Origin of the sequence: Streptococcus mitis (assembly GCF_023109515.1) — a bacterium.
In the GTDB taxonomy this organism is placed as follows: Bacteria; Bacillota; Bacilli; order Lactobacillales; family Streptococcaceae; genus Streptococcus; species Streptococcus mitis_CS.
Genome location: NZ_JALDUM010000005.1, coordinates 21980 through 39821 on the forward strand (window position 1 = coordinate 21980; position 17842 = coordinate 39821).

Sequence of the window (17842 nt, forward strand, 5' to 3'; positions counted from 1 at the left end):
AAAGGAGAACAATCATGAAAAAAACAGAAACTTTTATCGTATTTCGTAACAAAGAAACAGGTGGCTTTTTATCGAAATATAAAAGCAAAGAACAAACTCTTGCTTATTCAGCAGAATATACAGAAGGATTAAAACGTGCTGCTAAAAATGAAGTTGAAGCGACAAAAATACAAATTGAAGATTTTACAAAACTAGCGAATGCATTAAATTGTGAATTGCTCGAAGTGACTGCAACGTATGAGCTCAAAACACTTGACGGTGAAGAACCGGAAGATTTAACAGATAAAACCGAGAATTCAAAATCTGAGTCGTTCAAAAAGTTTATTGCTATGTTGGCAAATGGATTGGAGGATGACTAAACATGCAAATCACAAGAGGAAAACGGGCTCGAGCTCAAAAAGTAGTTATATATGGTCCTGAAGGAATTGGTAAGTCCACGTTTGCTGCTGAATTTCCAAATGCGGTCTTCATCGACACGGAAGGTTCGACAGATAACATGGATGTGGCACGACTCGACAAGCCCACCAGCTGGACCATGTTGATCAATGAGATTGCTTTTATCAAAGCGAATCCGACTGAGTGTGGGACACTCGTCATTGATACGATCGATTGGGCTGAAGCTTTGGCAGTTAATTACATCTGTTCGCAACATGGTAAGCAAGGAATTGAGGATTTTGGCTGGGGCAAAGGCTACACCTATGTCCAAGAAGAAATGGGACGTTTCTTGAATAGCTTGTCTGATTTGGTTGATATTGGTATCAATGTAGTATTGACTGCACACGCTCAAATCAAGAAGTTTGAACAGCCGGACGAGATGGGTTCTTACGACCGATACGAATTGAAACTTGGCCAAAAGACAGGTTCTAAGACGGCACCGCTTGTCAAAGAATGGTCAGACATGGTTCTATTTGCCAATTACAAGACCTTGGTCATGACGACTGATAACGGCAAGAAGAAGGCGCAAGGCGGTGAGCGTGTCATGTATACCAACCATCGCCCGGCGTGGGATGCCAAAAATCGTCACGGATTACCTGACGAAATGCCATTTCATTACGCTGGAATCGCTCATATCTTTGCGAGTCAGCAAACACAATCTATTCCATCGCAACCTCAGACGGTCACTCCAGAACCTCAGCAGGCCACACAGCAAGCCCCTGAGCAAGTTCAAGAAGAATTGCCTCTCGATATGTCACAGGTAGCTGAAAAGCCTCAAAATGAAGCTCCTGGCACGCCACAGACACCACCTGAGCAATATCACACGAACTTGCCAAAGAGTTTGACAGACCTCATGGCGCAAGGTAACGTGACGGAAGAAGAACTTCAAAAAGTCGCTTACATTCGCGGGCATTTTCCACTAGGGACTCCTATTGAAAGTTTTCCGACTGACTACTGGGATATGATTGTCGCTCATTGGCAAGCAACTGTGGAAGTTATTGAAAATCAAGTTAGAAAAGAACCAGAATTGCCCTTTACGGTGTAGATTTTGGGAATTAGAAATCATAGCAAGGTATAACAAGAGGTATCTATGAAAGATAAAACTATTAAAATCGATTTATCAAAAATCGCCAATACAGCCTTACAAGAGAAGGTTGATAAAGAGTTAGAAAAAGTTCTTGATAACATCCTGGATCCAAATACGGAAGCTAAGGCAACTCGTAAGGTTACTATCACACTAACAATGTCAACAGATGATGAACGTACAGTTGTTAAGACAGGCATGGAAGTAAAATCTACTTTGGCACCGCAGAAAGGTGTTGCAACAACTGTCATTGTCGGTCGTGATGATGCTGGTAAAATCCACGCTAATGAACTTAAAAGTGGTATACCTGGTCAAACTTACTTTGATGACAATGGTGATATGAGAACAGATACTGGGGAGCTCATCGAAAAAGTCGAACAACAAAATACAAATATTATTGATTACAACAAAAAGAAAGCAGGTAACTAACCATGACAGAAAATATTAAAGATGCATTATCATACGCAGTCGAACTAGCGGGTAAAGAAAACAAAATCATTCGTTCAGAAACCGGGAAGGAATATTTTGACAGCAATGAATATAACTTACAGGAACTTAACCCTCGTAAGTACGCACCTATCCTTGAGCTTCAGACGCTCAAAAGTCTAGTTGACTATCTCAAATCAGATAACGACTTTATCGGTGGTCATAGACTTGTAGTGGTGGTAGAAAGTTATCAAAAAGTTTCTGTGTATGATCAAGCGGATATTGAATATGGCAAACGTCCTCAACTTGTATCTGTAAAGGCATCTGTTCCATTTATCCCCTTTAGTAATTGGTGTAATCAGGAAGAGTTTAATATTATGTTGCAATCTATGTTTATCAATGATGCAGACCGCAATCTAGTTTTAGATTTTGCTAGTCACTTAAAAATCGAAAAAGGGGCAGAGGCTCAAGATAACGGCGTTACACAAACGGTGACTGTTCGTGATGGTGTAGCAAGTCTAGCACAGGCTAAGACTCCAAATCCAGTAACCTTACGACCATATCGTACCTTTAATGAAGTAGAACAACCAGCAAGTCAGTTTGTATTCAGAGTTAACAAATCAGCGAATCTAGCTCTCTTTGAAGCGGATGGGGGCAAATGGAAATTAGATGCTGTTAAAAACATCTCAGATTATTTAAAAACAGAACTTGCAAACAACGATAGAATCACAATTTTAGCATAAGGAGAAAAACAACATGACACAACAACAATACAACAACTTTGAACGCGAATTTGGATGGGAAGATACGATTGAAAAAGACTCGGAATACGTCCTACTACCTGACGGCTTATACCACTTTACAGTAATCGGTATGGAGCGTACACGACACACGCCAAATCCACAAAATCCCGGGAAATTGCCAGCGTGTAACAAGGCTATCGTCAGCATCAAGATTGTAGCTAACGAAGGCGAAACCGAATTGCGTCACAATCTATTCCTGCACAGCTCAACCGAAGGAATGCTATCTGCTTTCTTTGCTGCAATTGGCCAAAAGAAAAAAGGCGAACCACTTCGCATGAACTGGAACACCATCATCGGTGCAACTGGTGTATGTAAAGTCGGAACTCGACAGTACAAGGAAAATAATTATAACGAAGTTAAGTCCATGCTCTATCCTGAAGATGTTGATTATACAAAAGTATTGAACCAACAACCTGGACAAACAATGCAACAAAGCTATCAGCAACCGCAACAGTCGAATTTTGCACAACAGCCACAAGCTGGATATCAAGCTGGGCAATTCTAGGAGGTAAGGCATGCAATTAAGACCTTATCAACAGGAAGCGCGGGAAGCTGTTCAAGCTGAATGGGCTAAAGGTCGCAAACGCACGCTCCTAGTATTGCCAACAGGATGTGGAAAGACGATTGTTTTTTCCAAAATTATCGAAGATCAAGTGAGAGAGGGCAAGCGTGTACTTGTCCTTGCTCATAGGTCTGAATTATTGGAGCAGGCTAGCGATAAGCTCAAGACTGCAACAGGACTTGGTACGGCTTTAGAGAAAGCAGAGAATACTTCTATTGGTTCTTGGTATCGGGTCGTCGTCGGATCAGTCCAGACCATGCAGAGAGAGAAACGATTACGACAGTTTCCGCCCGACTGGTTCGATACGATTGTAGTCGACGAAGCACACCATGCTATATCAGATGGTTACCAGCGTGTGCTTGGCTATTTTGAGAAGTCGGATGTATTAGGGGTTACTGCCACACCAGACCGTGGAGATATGAAAAACCTTGGATCTTATTTCGATAGTCTCGCTTATGAATATTCGTTGGTACAAGCTATCAAAGAAGGCTACTTATCTAAAATCAAGGCTTTGACAATTCCGCTCAACTTGGATTTATCAAATGTGAGCATGTCAGCAGGCGATTTCAAAGCAAGCGATGTCGGGACGGCACTAGATCCATATCTGGAACAGATAGCTGACGAAATGGTCAAGCAATGTGCTGACCGTAAGACAGTCGTATTCTTGCCTTTAGTAAAGACCTCGCAGAAGTTTCGCGATATCCTAAACGCAAAAGGATTTCGTGCTGCTGAAGTCAATGGAGAGTCCAAGGACCGTGCAGAAATCTTAGAAGACTTCGAGAAAGACCGCTACAACGTTCTTTGTAATTCCATGCTTCTAACAGAAGGCTGGGATTGCCCGTCAGTGGATTGTGTAGTAGTACTAAGACCTACTAAGGTACGTGCCTTATATAGCCAGATGGTGGGGCGTGGTACTCGTTTACATCCAGGAAAGGAAGAATTACTCTTGCTAGACTTCCTCTGGCATACAGAACGCCACGAGCTATGCCGTCCAGCTCATTTAATCTGTGAGACTCCAGAAGTCGCCCAGAAAATGGTTGAGAACATGGAAGAGCAAACTGGTGTAATGCTTGACCTTGAAGATATGGAAGTTAAGGCTGCAGAAGACGTAGTCGCTCAACGTGAAGAAGCTTTGGCCAAACAATTGGAAGAAATGCGTAAGCGTAAACGCAAATTAGTGGATCCATTGCAATTTGAAATGTCTATCCATGCTGAAGATTTATCAAACTACGTACCTAACTTTGGATGGGAGATGGCACCTGCTAGTGATAAGCAAATTAAAGCTCTTGAGAAATACGGCATACTTCCTGACGAAATCGCGAATGCTGGAAAGGCTGCTTTATATTTAGATAGATTACACAAGCGACAAGCGGAAGGTTTAACAACACCTAAACAAATCAGATTACTTGAAAGATACGGTTTCAAAGGTGTGGGAATGTGGCCGTTCGAAGAAGCTAAAAATATGATTAATCGCATAGCAGCTAATGCTTGGAGAGTTCCGACAAGTGTGCGACCAGCTGAATATGTACTAAATTAAGAAGGAGGAGATAGTGGCAGAGAATGATTTTAATTTGTTGCCGTTGCTGGATTGCATCAATCCTGCCACGGTAGATTATCAGACGTGGGTCAATGTCGGTATGGCTCTTAAACATGAAGGATATACAGCATCCGACTGGGATAACTGGTCACAAAATGATAGTCGATACAAGAAATTTGAGTGCTTCAAGAAATGGGATACTTTCAATGAACAAGCAGGAACTATCGTGACGGGTGCGACGATTACCCAACTTGCTAAAGAAAATGGCTGGGTGTCGCAATCTAGCTACGATAGCGAGAACGCGCATGAGTTAGGTTGGACCGATACAATAGATCGTGATTATCGTGTCATTGATAAAGACTGGATTGAAGGTAAGGAAATCCATGAGCCAACTATTTGGAACCCGGTTCAGGAGATTATCAAATATCTTGAAACACTCTTCGAGGCTAGCGAAAACGTTGGGTACGTTACTGAATGCTATCCGAAAACAGACGATGAAACTGGCGAAATTGTCAAATGGCTACCAACCAAGGGAGCTTACGACAGGACGGCTGGCCAGCTTATTAAAGAGTTGAGTCAGTGCAATGGTGATATCGGGGCAGTCTTAGGTGACTACCACGAAGAAGCCGGCGCATGGGTTCGATTCAATCCCATGGATGGAAAAGGTGCTAAAAATGAAAATGTGACAGATTTCAGATATGCCTTAGTCGAATCCGACAGTATGCCAATCGATAAGCAAAACGCAATCTACAAAGAACTTGAATTACCGATTGTTGCTTTAGTACACAGTGGAAATAAGTCACTACATGCCATCGTCAAAGTAGATGCCAAGAATTACGAAGAATACCGTAATAGGGTTGATTATCTTTATAAGATTTGTCAAAAGAACGGCATTATCGTCGATACACAGAATCGAAATCCAAGTAGACTATCTCGTATGCCTGGGTTCATCCGTAATGGACAGAAACAATTTTTAGTAGATACCAACATTGGTAAATCTGATTGGGATGAATGGTATCAATACATCGAAGATTTGAACGATGATTTACCTGATCCTGAAGGATTGGCCGATAGTTGGGATAACTTGCCAGAGTTAGCTCCTGAGTTGATAAAAGGTGTCCTTCGTCAAGGCCATAAGATGCTGATTGCTGGACCATCAAAAGCTGGTAAGTCATTCGCTTTAATTGAAATGTCAATTGCAATTGCTGAAGGCAAAAAATGGCTAGGCTGGGATTGTACTCAAGGGCGTGTATTATACGTCAATCTGGAGCTAGACCGTCCGTCTGCCTTACATCGCTTCCGTGACGTTTATCAAGCTATGGGATTACCACCTAAAAGCATCCAGAATATCGATATCTGGAATCTTCGTGGGAAGACTGTACCGATGGACAAGTTGGCTCCTAAACTCATACGTCGAGCTTTGAAGAAAAACTATATCGCAGTTATCATTGACCCGATTTACAAGGTCCTGACTGGTGACGAGAACAGTGCAGACCAGATGGCACATTTTACGAATCAATTTGATAAAGTGGCCACAGAGTTAGGCTCTAGCGTTATCTACTGTCACCACCACTCAAAAGGTTCGCAAGGTGGCAAGAAGTCCATGGACCGCGCTAGTGGTTCGGGTGTATTCGCTCGGGATCCTGACGCGCTTATCGATTTGGTCGAGCTGGAAGTATCAGAGGAATTACTTACTCAGAGGATGAACCAAGCAGCGTGCGAAGTATACAAGCAGGCTTTGCAAGAACGAAATAACGCTTATTACCAACAGAATGTCGGACTAGATGACCTATTAAGTCCAGCGCAGATGAGAACGCACTTTGAAAAAGGCATCCCTGATGTCATGGCTCGTGCTCCTTATGTAGACAGGCTCGAAGAAGTCCGTAACAAGATTCAGATAGCAACCGCATGGCGTGTGGAAGGTACGCTTCGAGAGTTTGCTAAATTCAAGCCAGTGAACATGTGGTTTAGCTATCCAGTGCATGCGCTCGATGAATCAGGCGTGTTGGCAGATATTAAGCTGGATGATGATAAGCCAGGGTGGATGAAAGCTAAAGAAACTCGCAAAAAGAACGCGAAGGAAGATAAAAAGCAAAAACTCATAGAGTTTGATGAAGCTATCGAAAACGCGAATTTTGGCGAGCCTCCCTCAAAAGAAGACGTAGCTGAATATTTAGGAATTTCTGTAAAAACAGTTACTCGCAGATTGAATTCATCCAAAAAATATTGGTTCGACAAGAACTCAAATTCAATAAAAGAAAAAGGACAAGACCATAAAAACGTGGTCGTGTCCGAATAAGACAACACCATAAATTCATGGTTGTGTCTTTGTCTTGAAAAGGACAGACAAGACCATAAAAACGTGGTCGTGTCCGGGACAGCCACCTATATATTATATATATAGATAATGCCCTGTCGTCCATCATGTCCATACCTGTATAGACAGGGTTGCTTAAAATGCACCCTGTCATATACAAGGTCCATGGACTAAAAGCAAAATTTGAAAAGAAAAGGAGTGCATTTATAAAAATGGTAATTGAATTCTTTTTACCGATGAAAAAAATCCCGACAACAACTCATCAACAGAAAAAGGTAAATACGAAATTTGGTAAGCCGATTTTTTATGAGCCAGATGACCTAAAAAATGCCAGAGCGAAATTTGAGAGCTTGCTCGCCCAGCATGTGCCTCCTGATAAATTTAAAGGAGCGATTCGTCTGACGGTTAAGTGGTGTTTCCCTCGTATCAAGAAAAGTTACGATGGCCAGTACAAGACTACAAAGCCGGATACGGACAATCTGCAGAAGTTACTCAAGGACTGCATGACAAAACTGGGATACTGGAAAGATGATGCACAAGTGGCCAGCGAGATTGCCGAAAAGTTCTGGGCTGACACAGTTGGGATCTATATCAAGATTGAGGAATTGCCATGAGAATTGATTACATCGATTTCTTTAGCAGAGTTATTCCTGAATGGATGGCACGCAGTAATAAGAAGAGTCAAGAAGTCGGTTTTGGCTCGGACGCTTATTGGCTATGGGCAGTAACTACGATTGGCGAAATTTGTAAGCAATACAATGATGATTCACTAGTGACGGAACAGTTTGGCCTACTCTTTAATTGGCTAGAAAAACAAGCAGGATAAACCATGGAATATAGCAAACAGACAGTCATTGACGGACTAAAACGCACAATTGAGCAAAACGAAGAGAAGATAGTCGAGTATTCGAAGCCGTGCGATTCACGCAAGAGACGGATTAGAGCGCTTGAACGCGATTTGTTGAAGAAAAAGAACAAAGAATTGAGGAAGAAAATAAAGGAGTTGGAAGATGAATAAAGAAGAATTAGTAACTATACCAAAAGAAGTAGGAGAGTTTATCACGCACCAAAAAGCAAAAGGGAAAAACTTTTTTACATCACTTGAAAATCTAAAGTATGAACTTGAAATCTTAATGTGGATCACGAAGGATGATAATGAAGATAAGTTTTTGAGTGCATGGGTCAACGGCTTTAATGTTGAGCTTGAAACGCTTTACCAAGTTCGTTTCAAAGGCTTGAAAAAATTGAAAGACGGATATGATTACTTGAATTACAATAAAAAGCAAGACGAATGGCTTTTCATGAGTAAGCACGAAGTAGGAGAATTCCGCACAAAGCATACACGCAAAGAGCTTGAAGAAGCAGGATTTGGAGAAGTATTCACTAGCAAACTTTTTGAAGTTAAGGAGGTGGAGGGATGAATAAGCAGGAATTGATTGAGAAATATGAAGAATATGAAAATGGTTTATCTGACTTTGGAGCAAAAATAGCTTGTCAGAATTTTTTAAAAGACTTGCAACAACTAGACGAACCGCAACCAGTCAAAGTTCCGCAGTGTGTTCATAAATATATTCAAGAAGCCAAAGAATATAATTGGGACTTGCAAGATTTAATGAAGTCTATAGATGATGAAGATAGTAAGGACCTTCAAAGATGGTTTTATCACGAATGTAATCAAGAAACACTTGCCCGTGCATGGCTTGACGGCTACGAGGTCGATGAAGAGAAGCGGTATTTTGTGAAGATTACAGCTGCAGAACAGTATCTGGTAAGAGTTGAAGATGAGAATTTCTTAGGATTTTTACAAAGTAGATTAAGGTCTAAATTCACCCGTAAACAATTAGAAGACGCAGGCTTCGGCTGGGTATTCGATTGCCCAGGTATTGAAATTGAGGAGGTGGAAAATTGATAGTGTGGGCACTATTTGATAGCGGCAATGGTTCATATACAAAAGCTATTCAAACACTTAACGAAACCGAAAATACAAATATTGATGTTTATCCAATAGGGATTGATATAGAGGGTAAAAATAGTCATTTTATACATTTAGATTTAGCAGACTATAAACGTATGTTTGGAGATAATAAGCTATTTGATACACTAGATAAATTACCAAAACCTGATTTAATCATAGCTAGTCCACCTTGTGAAAGTTGGAGTAATGCCAGTGCTATGTCTGGCGGAAATGCTTGCTGGAAACAGGAAGATGTATCGGATAATCTTTTTGCTCCCCAGAAAACTCCTAGCATGTTTACTATTAGGAGTGAATCAGATTACAAAGAGGCTTATATCAATTATCGGTATCACCGACAATTTATGAAACGAATTAACGGAGAACTTTGCGCTTTCAACACAATTGAAATTATCAAACGATATAAACCTAAGTGTTTTATTATTGAAAATCCTGCTAGTGGGCGATTGTGGAAATATATTGAAGAGATTATAGGGTTTAAATTACCATTTCTCAATATCACACGATATAACAACTATGATTACCCGTTGCAGAAACCTACAAAGTTTGCGAGTAATATTGACTTAGATTTAAAAAGTGACGTTATTAAACAAGATGTTGAGTGGAGCCATTTTTCCAAGTCATACAATGAGCGTTCAAATATCCCACAGAAATTATTGTTACATATTTTTAGAAAAGTAATTAAGGAGGTAACATGAAACGATTCATAGCTATCTGGATTCTTGTCTCTGCTGGATTGAATATCTGGCAGATGGACAGGATTCGAGATTTGGAAGAGAAGAAGCCGATGGTTATCTACAAGGCAGATAATCAAGGCGCTGAGATATTTGGTAAGGTCGTCGAGAAAGGACGACATGGGAAGTTGTACACGATTACGATTCGTGACTATGGGGTGTTCGTAGTTACGAAAGAACAGTTTGAAAAAATCAAAGTAGGGGATGAGGTGTTGCTGTGAAATTATTTCTTCACGAAGATTGTATGGACGTTATGAAAAGATATCCTGACAACTACTTTGATTTAGCTATTGTAGATCCCCCATATTTTTCCGGTCCAGAAAAAAGAGAATACTATGGTCGAAAAGTCAGTCCGATTGGCGTCAATAGACTGTATGGCAAAACATCAGAGTGGAAAATTCCAAATAGAGATTATTTTGATGAGTTATTTAGAGTTTCAAAAAATCAAATCATTTGGGGTGTGAACTACTTCGACTACTCTTTCGGGCCTGGCCGTATCGTGTGGGACAAAGTTAATGGCAAGTCAAGTTTCTCAGATTGTGAGATAGCGTACTGCAGCTTACATGATAGTATACGGCTGTTTCGCTATATGTGGAATGGTATGATGCAAGGAAAGTCGATATCTGAAGGTCATATACAACAAGGGAATAAGGCCTTAAATGAGGTTAGAATCCATCCGACACAAAAACCGATAAGTCTTTATCTTTGGTTACTTCAAACTTACGCAAAAGAAGGAGACAAGATTCTTGATACTCATGTTGGTTCAGCAAGTAGCTTAATTGCTTGTCAAGAATTAGGTTTTGAATATGTCGGTTGCGAGTTAGATAGAGACATCTTTAATCTTGCTAAACAGAGACTCAATGATTATGAAAAACAAATAAAATTATTTTAAAAAGGAATAGGAGGATTTGGTATGATACCGAAATATAGAGCGTGGGATAAGCACGGACAAAAGATGTTTGTTAATGACGAATTGATTATCTGGAATGGCAATGTCTATGCGAATGATAGTAAAAAGCTTACCTGCAATAATTTAAAAGGATGGTCGATTGATGACGAATATCTCATGCAATCAACAGGATTTAAAGATAAGAACGGCAAGGAAATCTTTGAGGGGGATATAGTTAGACAAGTACGAACCCAGCCAATAACGGAAAATGAAACAATCACAGGTGTTGTAATCATGATTGAGGGAGCTTGGCTGATTATGAATGATTGCGAGCAATTAGCTAGCTATTTGTGGTCAGAGACGGACGAAAACGAAATCATCGGCAACGTCTACGAAAATACAGAACTTTTGGAGGCTATCAAATGAACCCAGAAATAATTGACAACATCAACAACCCAAACCACTACCAAGGCAGATTTGGCATGGAATCTATCGATGCTTTAAGGAATTTCATGACACCAGAACAGCTGAAAGGCTTTTATCTTGGAAATGCCTTGAAGTATCAATTGCGATTTCAGAAGAAAAACGGTCTTGAAGACCTGAAGAAAGCCAGAAAGAACCTTGACTGGCTGATCGAGGAGATGGAACGTGAAGGATAGTAAATTTTTTTCAGAACAGATCAGATTGTGGCGAATTGGTAAAGGTCTATCTTTGAGAAAAGCTTCAAAGAAATTTGGTATTAGTCCAAGGACATTTTCAAATTGGGAACGAGGTCTGATACCAAGCGATCGTCAGAAAGAACGTCTGTCAAAAGAGTTAGGATTGGATAAAGATGTCTTATTCAAGAAGTGTGAGATTGGAAATCTTAATGCGCTTTTGAAAGAAAAACGTTTGGAGCAAGGTCTTACTCGTACAGAATTAGCAAAGCATTTAGGGTATTCTTCAACAATCATAAGTTGTTGGGAGAGAGGTTTGGAAATTTCCGAATGTGAGGCAGAAGACATCTGCCAATTCTTTGGAATCGAGGTGTATGATTGACAATAGATATTAAACAGAGATTAAAAGCCTTGCCATATATCGATATAAAAGCTAAATCGAAACATCAAGAATATATCAGTCTACGTTCAGGCGTTTTAAAAGGACAGACGTTCGATAGTATGCCGAAGTCAAAAAGCAATAAGAACCAGTCTGAAGAATTGAATATATCTATTATTGACAGGTCTGAACAATTATACGAAGAGATTAAAAAACTATATCGTGAACGAGATGAGTTAGTTCAGTTGATTGAATCTCTTGATGATCCGTTAGAAAATATTGTGATGCGACTATTCTTCATCGACGGATTAACGTGGAGCGAGGTAGAGAATAAGTTGGGATGTAGTCGAGGGACTATCTATAATATTAGAAAATCGGCCTTCGAAAATATTGCTAAAAGAAGTAAACAGATTAAACAAAATTGAAACCTTTAAATGATAAAATAGTATTATCAGCTGAAGGCGGTAAGCGCACTGATAACTCCTTATTTTTTCATTTTATTTCCGAGGCTTCGGCCTCACATGGCGGTGACAGGTGTAAAGTGATTTTCTCTCCTATGTATTTTTTCGGTTCGAATCCGGACATCGCCTTTTGAGTGTTTGTGTCCCAGAATGGGGTAGGCAGTAGGCTTAGCATTCATATATCACTCATTAACTTAAAAAATGGTTGCAGAAGCGACTGGACCTTGCATGATTGCGTAGCTACTTATATCCTAGGTAAGTTATAAGCTAGAGGGTTTGATTCCCTCAGAGGTTGTAATGACTACAAAAAAATAAATCAGAAAATTGATTTCTAATTAACACGCAAGGTTGTAGTCGCCTTGCATTTTAAAGTAAAAGAGGTTTTTAGTGTAGCGGTAACACAACAGTCTCCAAAACTGTTATCGTGGGTTCGATTCCTGCAAAGCCTGTGAGAGGTCTTAAAAAGGTCGCACATCGTGTGGCTTTTTTGATTATTTGAAAAAGGTGGTGATGGAAAATTGAGTGGATTGAGAATAAAACAAAAGAGATTTGCAGATGAGTACATCATCTCAGGTAATGCGACGGAAGCTTATAAAAAAGCAGGTTATCGTGTTTCTAGTGATAGAGTGGCAGGCGTTGAAGGGCATAAGTTACTAAAGAATCCTAAGATTAAAAGCTATATAGATGAACGACTGAAACAACTTGATTCTGAAAAAATTGCAGACCAGCAAGAGGTTCTTAGTTATCTAACCTCAGTAATGCGAGGAGAGACGCAAGAACAGACCCTGATAAGCATAGGAGAATTAGGTCAAACGATTACGGATATTGATGTCGGAGCAAAAGATAGAATCAAAGCAGCCGAACTTTTAGGAAAACGGCATAGGCTTTGGACAGACAAAGTAGAGGCAGACGTTTCTGGAACGGTGGTGTTTGCGAATGAGTCAGGCATACCAGATTAAACAGAACGATATTGTTGTTGACCTACCTAAGACAGTAGGAGCTGGGTACGGACAATTTTGGCGCTCAAGAAATCTTTATCGTGTAGTCAAAGGGTCCCGTGGTTCGAAGAAGTCCAAGACAACTGCATTAAATTACGTTGTCCGTCTTTTGAAATATCCATGGGCAAACTTACTTGTTATTCGTAGATATTCGAATACAAATAAGCAATCTACCTATACGGATTTTAAATGGGCGTGTAATGTGTTGGGCGTGACTCATTTGTTTAAATTTAACGAGTCTTTGCCTGAGATAACTATAAAAGCGACTGGCCAAAAGATTCTGTTCCGTGGTTTGGATGATGAACTTAAAATCACATCTATTACAGTTGACGTTGGTATCCTTTGTTGGGCCTGGTTTGAGGAAGCGTACCAAATTGAGACTGAAGACAAGTTCAGTACAGTAGTCGAGTCAATCCGTGGTAGCTTAGACGTACCTGATTTCTTTAAACAGATCACAGTCACATTTAATCCGTGGAACGAGAGGCACTGGCTCAAACGTGTCTTTTTTGACGAAGAGACGAGACGGGCTGATACGCTATCGCTCACGACTACTTATAAATGTAATGAGTGGCTGGATGAAGTCGATATCAAACGCTATGAGGATTTGTATCATACGAACCCAAGACGGGCTAGAATCGTTTGTGATGGCGAATGGGGAGTTGCTGAAGGTCTAATCTATGAAAACGTGACTGTCAAGGAGTTCGATAAAGATGAACTACTACAAGATTCAGCCAATAAATTATGTATCGGTCTTGACTTTGGTTTTACTCATGACCCAACCGCTTTGTGTTGTTCGTTGATAAATGACACGACGAAAGAAATTTATGTATTTGATGAGGCGTATAAAGTCGGGTTGATAACCAAAGAAGTTGCGAAGATGATAAAAGACAAAGGTTATCAACGCTCACAAATCATTGCAGATAGCGCTGAATTAAGACTGATTGAGGAATTAAGGTCAGAACATGGTATAACTCGAATTAAAGAGAGTCGTAAAGGTAAGGATAGTATTATGGCTGGCGTATCCAAATTGCAAGGATACGCTATTTATGTACATCCGAATTGTGAACATATCATGGATGAATTTTATAGTTACTGCTACCAGCGTGACAAAGAAGGTAATTGGTTGAACAAGCCAGAAGATAAAAACAACCACTTGATGGATGCTTTACGTTACAGCCTTCAATGTATCGAAGGTGGGAAAGCAACCGTCCGCAGACGTTCTGATTATGGTCTATAGAGAGGAAAGACATGTACCAATATTTAACCTATCCACGAGATGGATATGATGAGGGTTCTTTGAAGAAAGATCTGATTTACAAATTGATAACGAAGCATAGCACTGAAGGCTCACGTTTGAAGAATTTAAAAAGCTACTACTTGGGTGAGCATGCTATCTTAGAGCACAAGAGACGCAACGAGAACGCACCAAATTATAAGACGGTAGCTAATCATGCCAAGGATATCGCAGACACGGCTACGGGCTATTTTATGGGCAATCCTATCAAGTACAATAACACTGCTGAAGGTGATATCGATGAACTACTTACAGCTTTTGATGGCGCTGAGATTGACCAAGTAGATGCGCAGAATGCTTTGAATATGGCTATCTATGGTCGTGCTTATGAATACATCTATGCCAAAGAGGGATTGACTGAGTTGGATTCAACTAGTATTGACCCAGAGAATACTTTCATGGTCTACGATGATAGCATTGAGCGGAAGCCTTTGTTTGCGGTCTACTACTATCAAGTGAAAGATGATACGAAAGATACTACTAAGTATCAGGCAGAAGTCTTTACCGAAAATCTGCACTATCACATGGTGCTGATAAGTACAGATTCAGGAACATCGCAGATTGAAGAGGCAACACCTCACAATCTTGGCCAAATCCCGATTATCGAGTATCGCAACAATCACTTTGCAATTGGAGACTATGAGCAACAAATCAGCTTGATAGACGCTTATAATTCTTTGATGGGTAACCGAGTCAATGACAAGGAGCAGGCAGTAGAGTCTATCCTTGTCTTGTATGGTACGCAGTTAGCAGACACGCCAGAAGATGCTAAGGTAGCGATGAAGATTCTTTCTGAAGAAGGTCTTTTGGAGTTACCCGGCGATAGTGCAAGAGCGGAGTTCTTGAAGAACACGCTGGACGAAAGTGCTACTGAAATCTTGCGTACGGCTTTGAAGGAGGATATCTACACATTCAGCCATGTGCCTAACTTGACTGATGAGAATTTCGCAGGGAACACATCGGGCGTAGCCATGGAATTCAAGCTGATGGGCCTTGAGATGATTACTAAAACCAAGGAAGCGAACTACAAGCGTGGATTAAGACAGCGGATTGCGATTTTTGCTCACTATCTAGGACTTAAACAGGTTGCACTAGAAGCGCACTCAATCGTTCCGCAGTTTAGCCGTGGCTTGCCTAAGAACTTACTGGAAATCTCTCAGATTGTGAACAACTTGGAAGGCAAAGTGACCAACAGGCAGCTTATTTCTCTCTTGCCGTTTGTGGAAGACCCTGACGCTGAGCTGGAAGCCTTGGAAGAGGAGAAAGAGAAGAACATGGAACGCATGCCAGTGTTCAACCAAGACAACACGAAACCCGAAGACGAGGTAGAGGATGAAGAATCAGGAGTATTGGGCGAAGAGGAAAGCCAATCTGATTTACCAGCAGATGGACAAGGCCGAAAAGCAGGCAGACCAGTTCGATAAGGTCTATCAAGAAGCTAAGACTTACTTGGATAAGGAAATCAATAAGATTTTTGATAAGTTCCAACGTGATTATGGTTTAAGTCAGGTGGATGCTAGACAAGTCTTGAAGAACATGAAAGACAAGAAAGACCTGAATGAACTTCGTAAGGTACTTGAAGCTAGACCGAATGACCCGAATATCCAAAGGCTACTGGCTGACTTAGACAGTCCAGCTTATTCTTTCCGTATGAAGCGCCTAGAACGTTTGAGCGACGATTTAGACCGTATGCGTGAATCTATCTATCATTCAGAGAAGACAGGCTCAGATGCCTTTTATAGCGACCTGATGAAGGATAGCTACCACAAGGCTACCTTTGACCTGCAACAGCAGACAGGGCTAGCATATGGCTTTTCTGGGCTTCCTGAGAGCGAGATAAAACATCTACAGTCTTTTAGTTGGGTAGGAGATGGAAGCACGTACTCAACAAACATCTGGAAGAATACAGGAAAGCTTACTTCAAGCATAAAAGATGAACTACTCATGAGCCTCATGACAGGTCGAGATACACGAGGAACTGCACAAGCAATTGCTGAGCGGTTCAATGTGGGGCAGAACGATGCAAGGCGTTTGGTTCGGACAGAATCAGCCTTTTTTCATAACCAGATGGAACTACTCAGTTATGAGGAAGCCGATATAGAGAAGTATATATTTGTGGCCGTCTTAGACAAGCGTACATCACGCATTTGCCAAGAACATGACAATCAGGTTTATGATAGGGATAAGGCTGTCCCTGGTGTCAATTGTCCGCCTATGCACCCTTGGTGTAGGTCTACTACCGTAGCGCACGACGATGAAGCAGACTACGACAAGTTGAAGCGTAGGGCAAGGAACCCAGTTACAGGTAAAGTTGAGTACGTGCCTGCCGATATGACTTATAAAGAGTGGTATAGCAAGTATGTTGCGAAAGACGGGGAAAAGGAGTAGAAAATGAAAGTCAAAGAACTTTGTAAAACAATTGATAAAGAATGCTGTATCTCGGTTTGTCACAACGATAAAGATTTAGAAGGAGGTTATCCCGAGGATTTTATTGATTGTGATGTTGAAGTAAAAAGAATTTCAGTGGTAGCTTGCGAAGTTATCCTTATAGAAACTTAAAAGGAAGGGACAAAGCAGATGAAATATCGTAAGAAGCCAGTAGTGATTGAAGCTGTACAGTTTTTAGATACAGAAGAAGCTATAGATGAGCTATGTGATTTTGGATTAGATCCAGTACGGATTGACTACGCTGATTTAAGCAATCCCCTTTTAAAAATCGAAACGCTTGAAGGCTTGATGATTGCGACTGAAGGGGATTATATCATTAAAGGAGTTCAAGGTGAATTTTATCCGTGCAAGCCTGATATTTTTGCAGAAACTTACGAAGAAGTAGAGGAGTAAAGATATGTTTATCTGGGATTGGGTATCAATCGCCTTTGGGTGGTTGGTATTCTTTTGGCTATTTGTTTTAATTGTAGGAACTATTCTTGCGATTTTAACAGGTTTCAGAAATAGAAAGTAGGTGATCCGACATCTTGACTGGCAGGAATAAACCGCTATAAATTACTATAAATTAGTGAATTGAAGAAAGGAATAGAAAAAATGGAAGATTGGCAAAGACGTTTTATCGATGAATACAATGCGCTTAAGGATAAATATACAAAATTACATAAAATGGTTATCAAATACGAAGCTGGTACGCTCAATTTTGAGCCAAAATGCTCAATTGAAGTTTTAAAAAATCAAAAGTGCGCCATGGGTCAGTATTTATACTGGATGGAAGTTCGATCAGAAATCGAAGGAATCGAATTATAAAACTTAACCGTATGGAATCCCGTACGGTTTTTATATTGTC

26 protein-coding genes and 1 tRNA gene are annotated in these 17842 nt (G+C 40.5%); all 27 read left to right on the forward strand.

Going from position 1 to position 17842, the window contains the following annotated elements; translation table 11 throughout:
• Window positions 1–14 precede the first annotated feature (14 nt).
• The 27 genes from M1G05_RS09155 (at window position 15) to M1G05_RS09285 (ending at window position 17802) form a co-directional block, all read left to right on the forward strand.
• Window positions 15–359 (forward strand): hypothetical protein, encoded by a 345-nt coding sequence (locus tag M1G05_RS09155; RefSeq protein WP_084887122.1) that lies wholly within the window; start codon window positions 15–17, stop codon window positions 357–359.
• A gap of 2 nt (window positions 360–361) precedes the next feature.
• Complete coding sequence (locus M1G05_RS09160; protein ID WP_084887124.1) at window positions 362–1480, forward strand: ATP-binding protein; 1119 nt, start codon at window positions 362–364, stop codon at window positions 1478–1480.
• A gap of 45 nt (window positions 1481–1525) precedes the next feature.
• Entirely contained in the window at window positions 1526–1948 is a 423-nt protein-coding gene (locus M1G05_RS09165; protein WP_049515385.1) for a hypothetical protein, read from the forward strand.
• A gap of 2 nt (window positions 1949–1950) precedes the next feature.
• Window positions 1951–2688 carry a hypothetical protein gene (locus M1G05_RS09170; protein WP_247953599.1) on the forward strand — a complete coding sequence of 246 codons (738 nt, stop codon included), beginning with the start codon at window positions 1951–1953 and terminating at the stop codon, window positions 2686–2688.
• 13 nt (window positions 2689–2701) lie between these two features.
• Window positions 2702–3253, forward strand: coding sequence for a hypothetical protein (locus tag M1G05_RS09175; RefSeq protein ID WP_247953600.1), 552 nt, complete (start codon window positions 2702–2704; stop codon window positions 3251–3253).
• Window positions 3254–3263: 10 nt separating this feature from the next.
• A complete protein-coding gene (locus tag M1G05_RS09180; RefSeq protein WP_084887130.1) occupies window positions 3264–4847 on the forward strand; it encodes a DEAD/DEAH box helicase in 1584 nt (527 codons plus the stop codon).
• Between the two features lie 13 nt (window positions 4848–4860).
• The gene (locus tag M1G05_RS09185; protein ID WP_247953601.1) at window positions 4861–7146 is read left to right on the forward strand and encodes an AAA family ATPase; all 2286 of its coding nucleotides are present in this window, start codon (window positions 4861–4863) and stop codon (window positions 7144–7146) included.
• Window positions 7147–7376: 230 nt separating this feature from the next.
• Window positions 7377–7778 carry a RusA family crossover junction endodeoxyribonuclease gene (locus tag M1G05_RS09190; RefSeq protein ID WP_247953602.1) on the forward strand — a complete coding sequence of 134 codons (402 nt, stop codon included), beginning with the start codon at window positions 7377–7379 and terminating at the stop codon, window positions 7776–7778.
• A gap of 44 nt (window positions 7779–7822) precedes the next feature.
• Entirely contained in the window at window positions 7823–7990 is a 168-nt protein-coding gene (locus M1G05_RS09195) for a hypothetical protein (protein WP_409349532.1), read from the forward strand.
• Window positions 7991–7993: 3 nt separating this feature from the next.
• Window positions 7994–8182, forward strand: coding sequence for a hypothetical protein (locus M1G05_RS09200; RefSeq protein WP_247953603.1), 189 nt, complete (start codon window positions 7994–7996; stop codon window positions 8180–8182).
• Window positions 8175–8585 (forward strand): DUF1642 domain-containing protein, encoded by a 411-nt coding sequence (locus tag M1G05_RS09205; protein WP_247953604.1) that lies wholly within the window; start codon window positions 8175–8177, stop codon window positions 8583–8585. Before M1G05_RS09200 ends, M1G05_RS09205 begins: the two co-directional genes overlap by 8 nt.
• Window positions 8582–9073, forward strand: coding sequence for a DUF1642 domain-containing protein (locus M1G05_RS09210; protein WP_247953605.1), 492 nt, complete (start codon window positions 8582–8584; stop codon window positions 9071–9073). Before M1G05_RS09205 ends, M1G05_RS09210 begins: the two co-directional genes overlap by 4 nt.
• Window positions 9070–9834, forward strand: a complete 765-nt coding sequence (locus M1G05_RS09215; RefSeq protein WP_049500618.1) for a DNA cytosine methyltransferase — start codon at window positions 9070–9072, stop codon at window positions 9832–9834. Before M1G05_RS09210 ends, M1G05_RS09215 begins: the two co-directional genes overlap by 4 nt.
• On the forward strand, window positions 9831–10091 hold the full coding sequence (locus M1G05_RS09220) for a DUF1372 family protein (protein WP_247953606.1): 261 nt from the start codon (window positions 9831–9833) through the stop codon (window positions 10089–10091). Before M1G05_RS09215 ends, M1G05_RS09220 begins: the two co-directional genes overlap by 4 nt.
• Window positions 10088–10762, forward strand: a complete 675-nt coding sequence (locus M1G05_RS09225; RefSeq protein WP_084887140.1) for a DNA-methyltransferase — start codon at window positions 10088–10090, stop codon at window positions 10760–10762. Before M1G05_RS09220 ends, M1G05_RS09225 begins: the two co-directional genes overlap by 4 nt.
• A gap of 21 nt (window positions 10763–10783) precedes the next feature.
• Window positions 10784–11185, forward strand: a complete 402-nt coding sequence (locus M1G05_RS09230; protein ID WP_247953607.1) for a YopX family protein — start codon at window positions 10784–10786, stop codon at window positions 11183–11185.
• The gene (locus M1G05_RS09235) at window positions 11182–11418 is read left to right on the forward strand and encodes a DUF3310 domain-containing protein (protein ID WP_247953608.1); all 237 of its coding nucleotides are present in this window, start codon (window positions 11182–11184) and stop codon (window positions 11416–11418) included. Before M1G05_RS09230 ends, M1G05_RS09235 begins: the two co-directional genes overlap by 4 nt.
• On the forward strand, window positions 11408–11797 hold the full coding sequence (locus M1G05_RS09240; RefSeq protein WP_084887144.1) for a helix-turn-helix domain-containing protein: 390 nt from the start codon (window positions 11408–11410) through the stop codon (window positions 11795–11797). The genes M1G05_RS09235 and M1G05_RS09240 overlap by 11 nt, the downstream gene beginning before the upstream one ends.
• 119 nt (window positions 11798–11916) lie before the next feature.
• Window positions 11917–12219, forward strand: a complete 303-nt coding sequence (locus M1G05_RS09245) for a DUF1492 domain-containing protein (protein ID WP_247953609.1) — start codon at window positions 11917–11919, stop codon at window positions 12217–12219.
• Window positions 12220–12633: 414 nt separating this feature from the next.
• Window positions 12634–12704 (forward strand) — tRNA-Trp (locus M1G05_RS09250).
• A gap of 69 nt (window positions 12705–12773) precedes the next feature.
• Window positions 12774–13214 (forward strand): terminase small subunit, encoded by a 441-nt coding sequence (locus M1G05_RS09255; protein WP_153210325.1) that lies wholly within the window; start codon window positions 12774–12776, stop codon window positions 13212–13214.
• Window positions 13192–14490, forward strand: a complete 1299-nt coding sequence (locus M1G05_RS09260) for a PBSX family phage terminase large subunit (RefSeq protein WP_247953610.1) — start codon at window positions 13192–13194, stop codon at window positions 14488–14490. The genes M1G05_RS09255 and M1G05_RS09260 overlap by 23 nt, the downstream gene beginning before the upstream one ends.
• An 11-nt stretch (window positions 14491–14501) precedes the next feature.
• Entirely contained in the window at window positions 14502–15971 is a 1470-nt protein-coding gene (locus tag M1G05_RS09265) for a phage portal protein (protein WP_247953611.1), read from the forward strand.
• Window positions 15880–16935, forward strand: coding sequence for a minor capsid protein (locus M1G05_RS09270; protein WP_239822547.1), 1056 nt, complete (start codon window positions 15880–15882; stop codon window positions 16933–16935). Before M1G05_RS09265 ends, M1G05_RS09270 begins: the two co-directional genes overlap by 92 nt.
• 3 nt (window positions 16936–16938) lie before the next feature.
• Complete coding sequence (locus M1G05_RS09275; protein WP_158086134.1) at window positions 16939–17106, forward strand: hypothetical protein; 168 nt, start codon at window positions 16939–16941, stop codon at window positions 17104–17106.
• 18 nt (window positions 17107–17124) lie between these two features.
• On the forward strand, window positions 17125–17388 hold the full coding sequence (locus tag M1G05_RS09280; protein WP_084887154.1) for a hypothetical protein: 264 nt from the start codon (window positions 17125–17127) through the stop codon (window positions 17386–17388).
• A gap of 201 nt (window positions 17389–17589) precedes the next feature.
• A complete protein-coding gene (locus tag M1G05_RS09285; RefSeq protein ID WP_084887156.1) occupies window positions 17590–17802 on the forward strand; it encodes a crAss001_48 related protein in 213 nt (70 codons plus the stop codon).
• Window positions 17803–17842: the final 40 nt, after the last annotated feature.

Bases quoted from the DNA above. Each gene is read 5' to 3' on its own strand.
- M1G05_RS09170 (WP_247953599.1), top strand. From the start codon at position 1,951: ATGACAGAAAATATTAAAGATGCATTATCATACGCAGTCGAACTAGCG.
- M1G05_RS09210 (WP_247953605.1), top strand. From the start codon at position 8,582: ATGAATAAGCAGGAATTGATTGAGAAATATGAAGAATATGAAAATGGT.
- M1G05_RS09275 (WP_158086134.1), top strand. From the start codon at position 16,939: ATGAAAGTCAAAGAACTTTGTAAAACAATTGATAAAGAATGCTGTATC.
- M1G05_RS09280 (WP_084887154.1), top strand. From the start codon at position 17,125: ATGAAATATCGTAAGAAGCCAGTAGTGATTGAAGCTGTACAGTTTTTA.
- M1G05_RS09200 (WP_247953603.1), top strand. From the start codon at position 7,994: ATGGAATATAGCAAACAGACAGTCATTGACGGACTAAAACGCACAATT.
- M1G05_RS09155 (WP_084887122.1), top strand. From the start codon at position 15: ATGAAAAAAACAGAAACTTTTATCGTATTTCGTAACAAAGAAACAGGT.
- M1G05_RS09245 (WP_247953609.1), top strand. From the start codon at position 11,917: ATGCCGAAGTCAAAAAGCAATAAGAACCAGTCTGAAGAATTGAATATA.
- M1G05_RS09230 (WP_247953607.1), top strand. From the start codon at position 10,784: ATGATACCGAAATATAGAGCGTGGGATAAGCACGGACAAAAGATGTTT.
- M1G05_RS09270 (WP_239822547.1), top strand. From the start codon at position 15,880: ATGAAGAATCAGGAGTATTGGGCGAAGAGGAAAGCCAATCTGATTTAC.
- M1G05_RS09260 (WP_247953610.1), top strand. From the start codon at position 13,192: ATGAGTCAGGCATACCAGATTAAACAGAACGATATTGTTGTTGACCTA.
- M1G05_RS09160 (WP_084887124.1), top strand. From the start codon at position 362: ATGCAAATCACAAGAGGAAAACGGGCTCGAGCTCAAAAAGTAGTTATA.
- M1G05_RS09265 (WP_247953611.1), top strand. From the start codon at position 14,502: ATGTACCAATATTTAACCTATCCACGAGATGGATATGATGAGGGTTCT.
- M1G05_RS09165 (WP_049515385.1), top strand. From the start codon at position 1,526: ATGAAAGATAAAACTATTAAAATCGATTTATCAAAAATCGCCAATACA.
- M1G05_RS09195 (WP_409349532.1), top strand. From the start codon at position 7,823: ATGGCACGCAGTAATAAGAAGAGTCAAGAAGTCGGTTTTGGCTCGGAC.
- M1G05_RS09190 (WP_247953602.1), top strand. From the start codon at position 7,377: ATGGTAATTGAATTCTTTTTACCGATGAAAAAAATCCCGACAACAACT.
- M1G05_RS09235 (WP_247953608.1), top strand. From the start codon at position 11,182: ATGAACCCAGAAATAATTGACAACATCAACAACCCAAACCACTACCAA.
- M1G05_RS09180 (WP_084887130.1), top strand. From the start codon at position 3,264: ATGCAATTAAGACCTTATCAACAGGAAGCGCGGGAAGCTGTTCAAGCT.
- M1G05_RS09175 (WP_247953600.1), top strand. From the start codon at position 2,702: ATGACACAACAACAATACAACAACTTTGAACGCGAATTTGGATGGGAA.
- M1G05_RS09205 (WP_247953604.1), top strand. From the start codon at position 8,175: ATGAATAAAGAAGAATTAGTAACTATACCAAAAGAAGTAGGAGAGTTT.
- M1G05_RS09285 (WP_084887156.1), top strand. From the start codon at position 17,590: ATGGAAGATTGGCAAAGACGTTTTATCGATGAATACAATGCGCTTAAG.
- M1G05_RS09220 (WP_247953606.1), top strand. From the start codon at position 9,831: ATGAAACGATTCATAGCTATCTGGATTCTTGTCTCTGCTGGATTGAAT.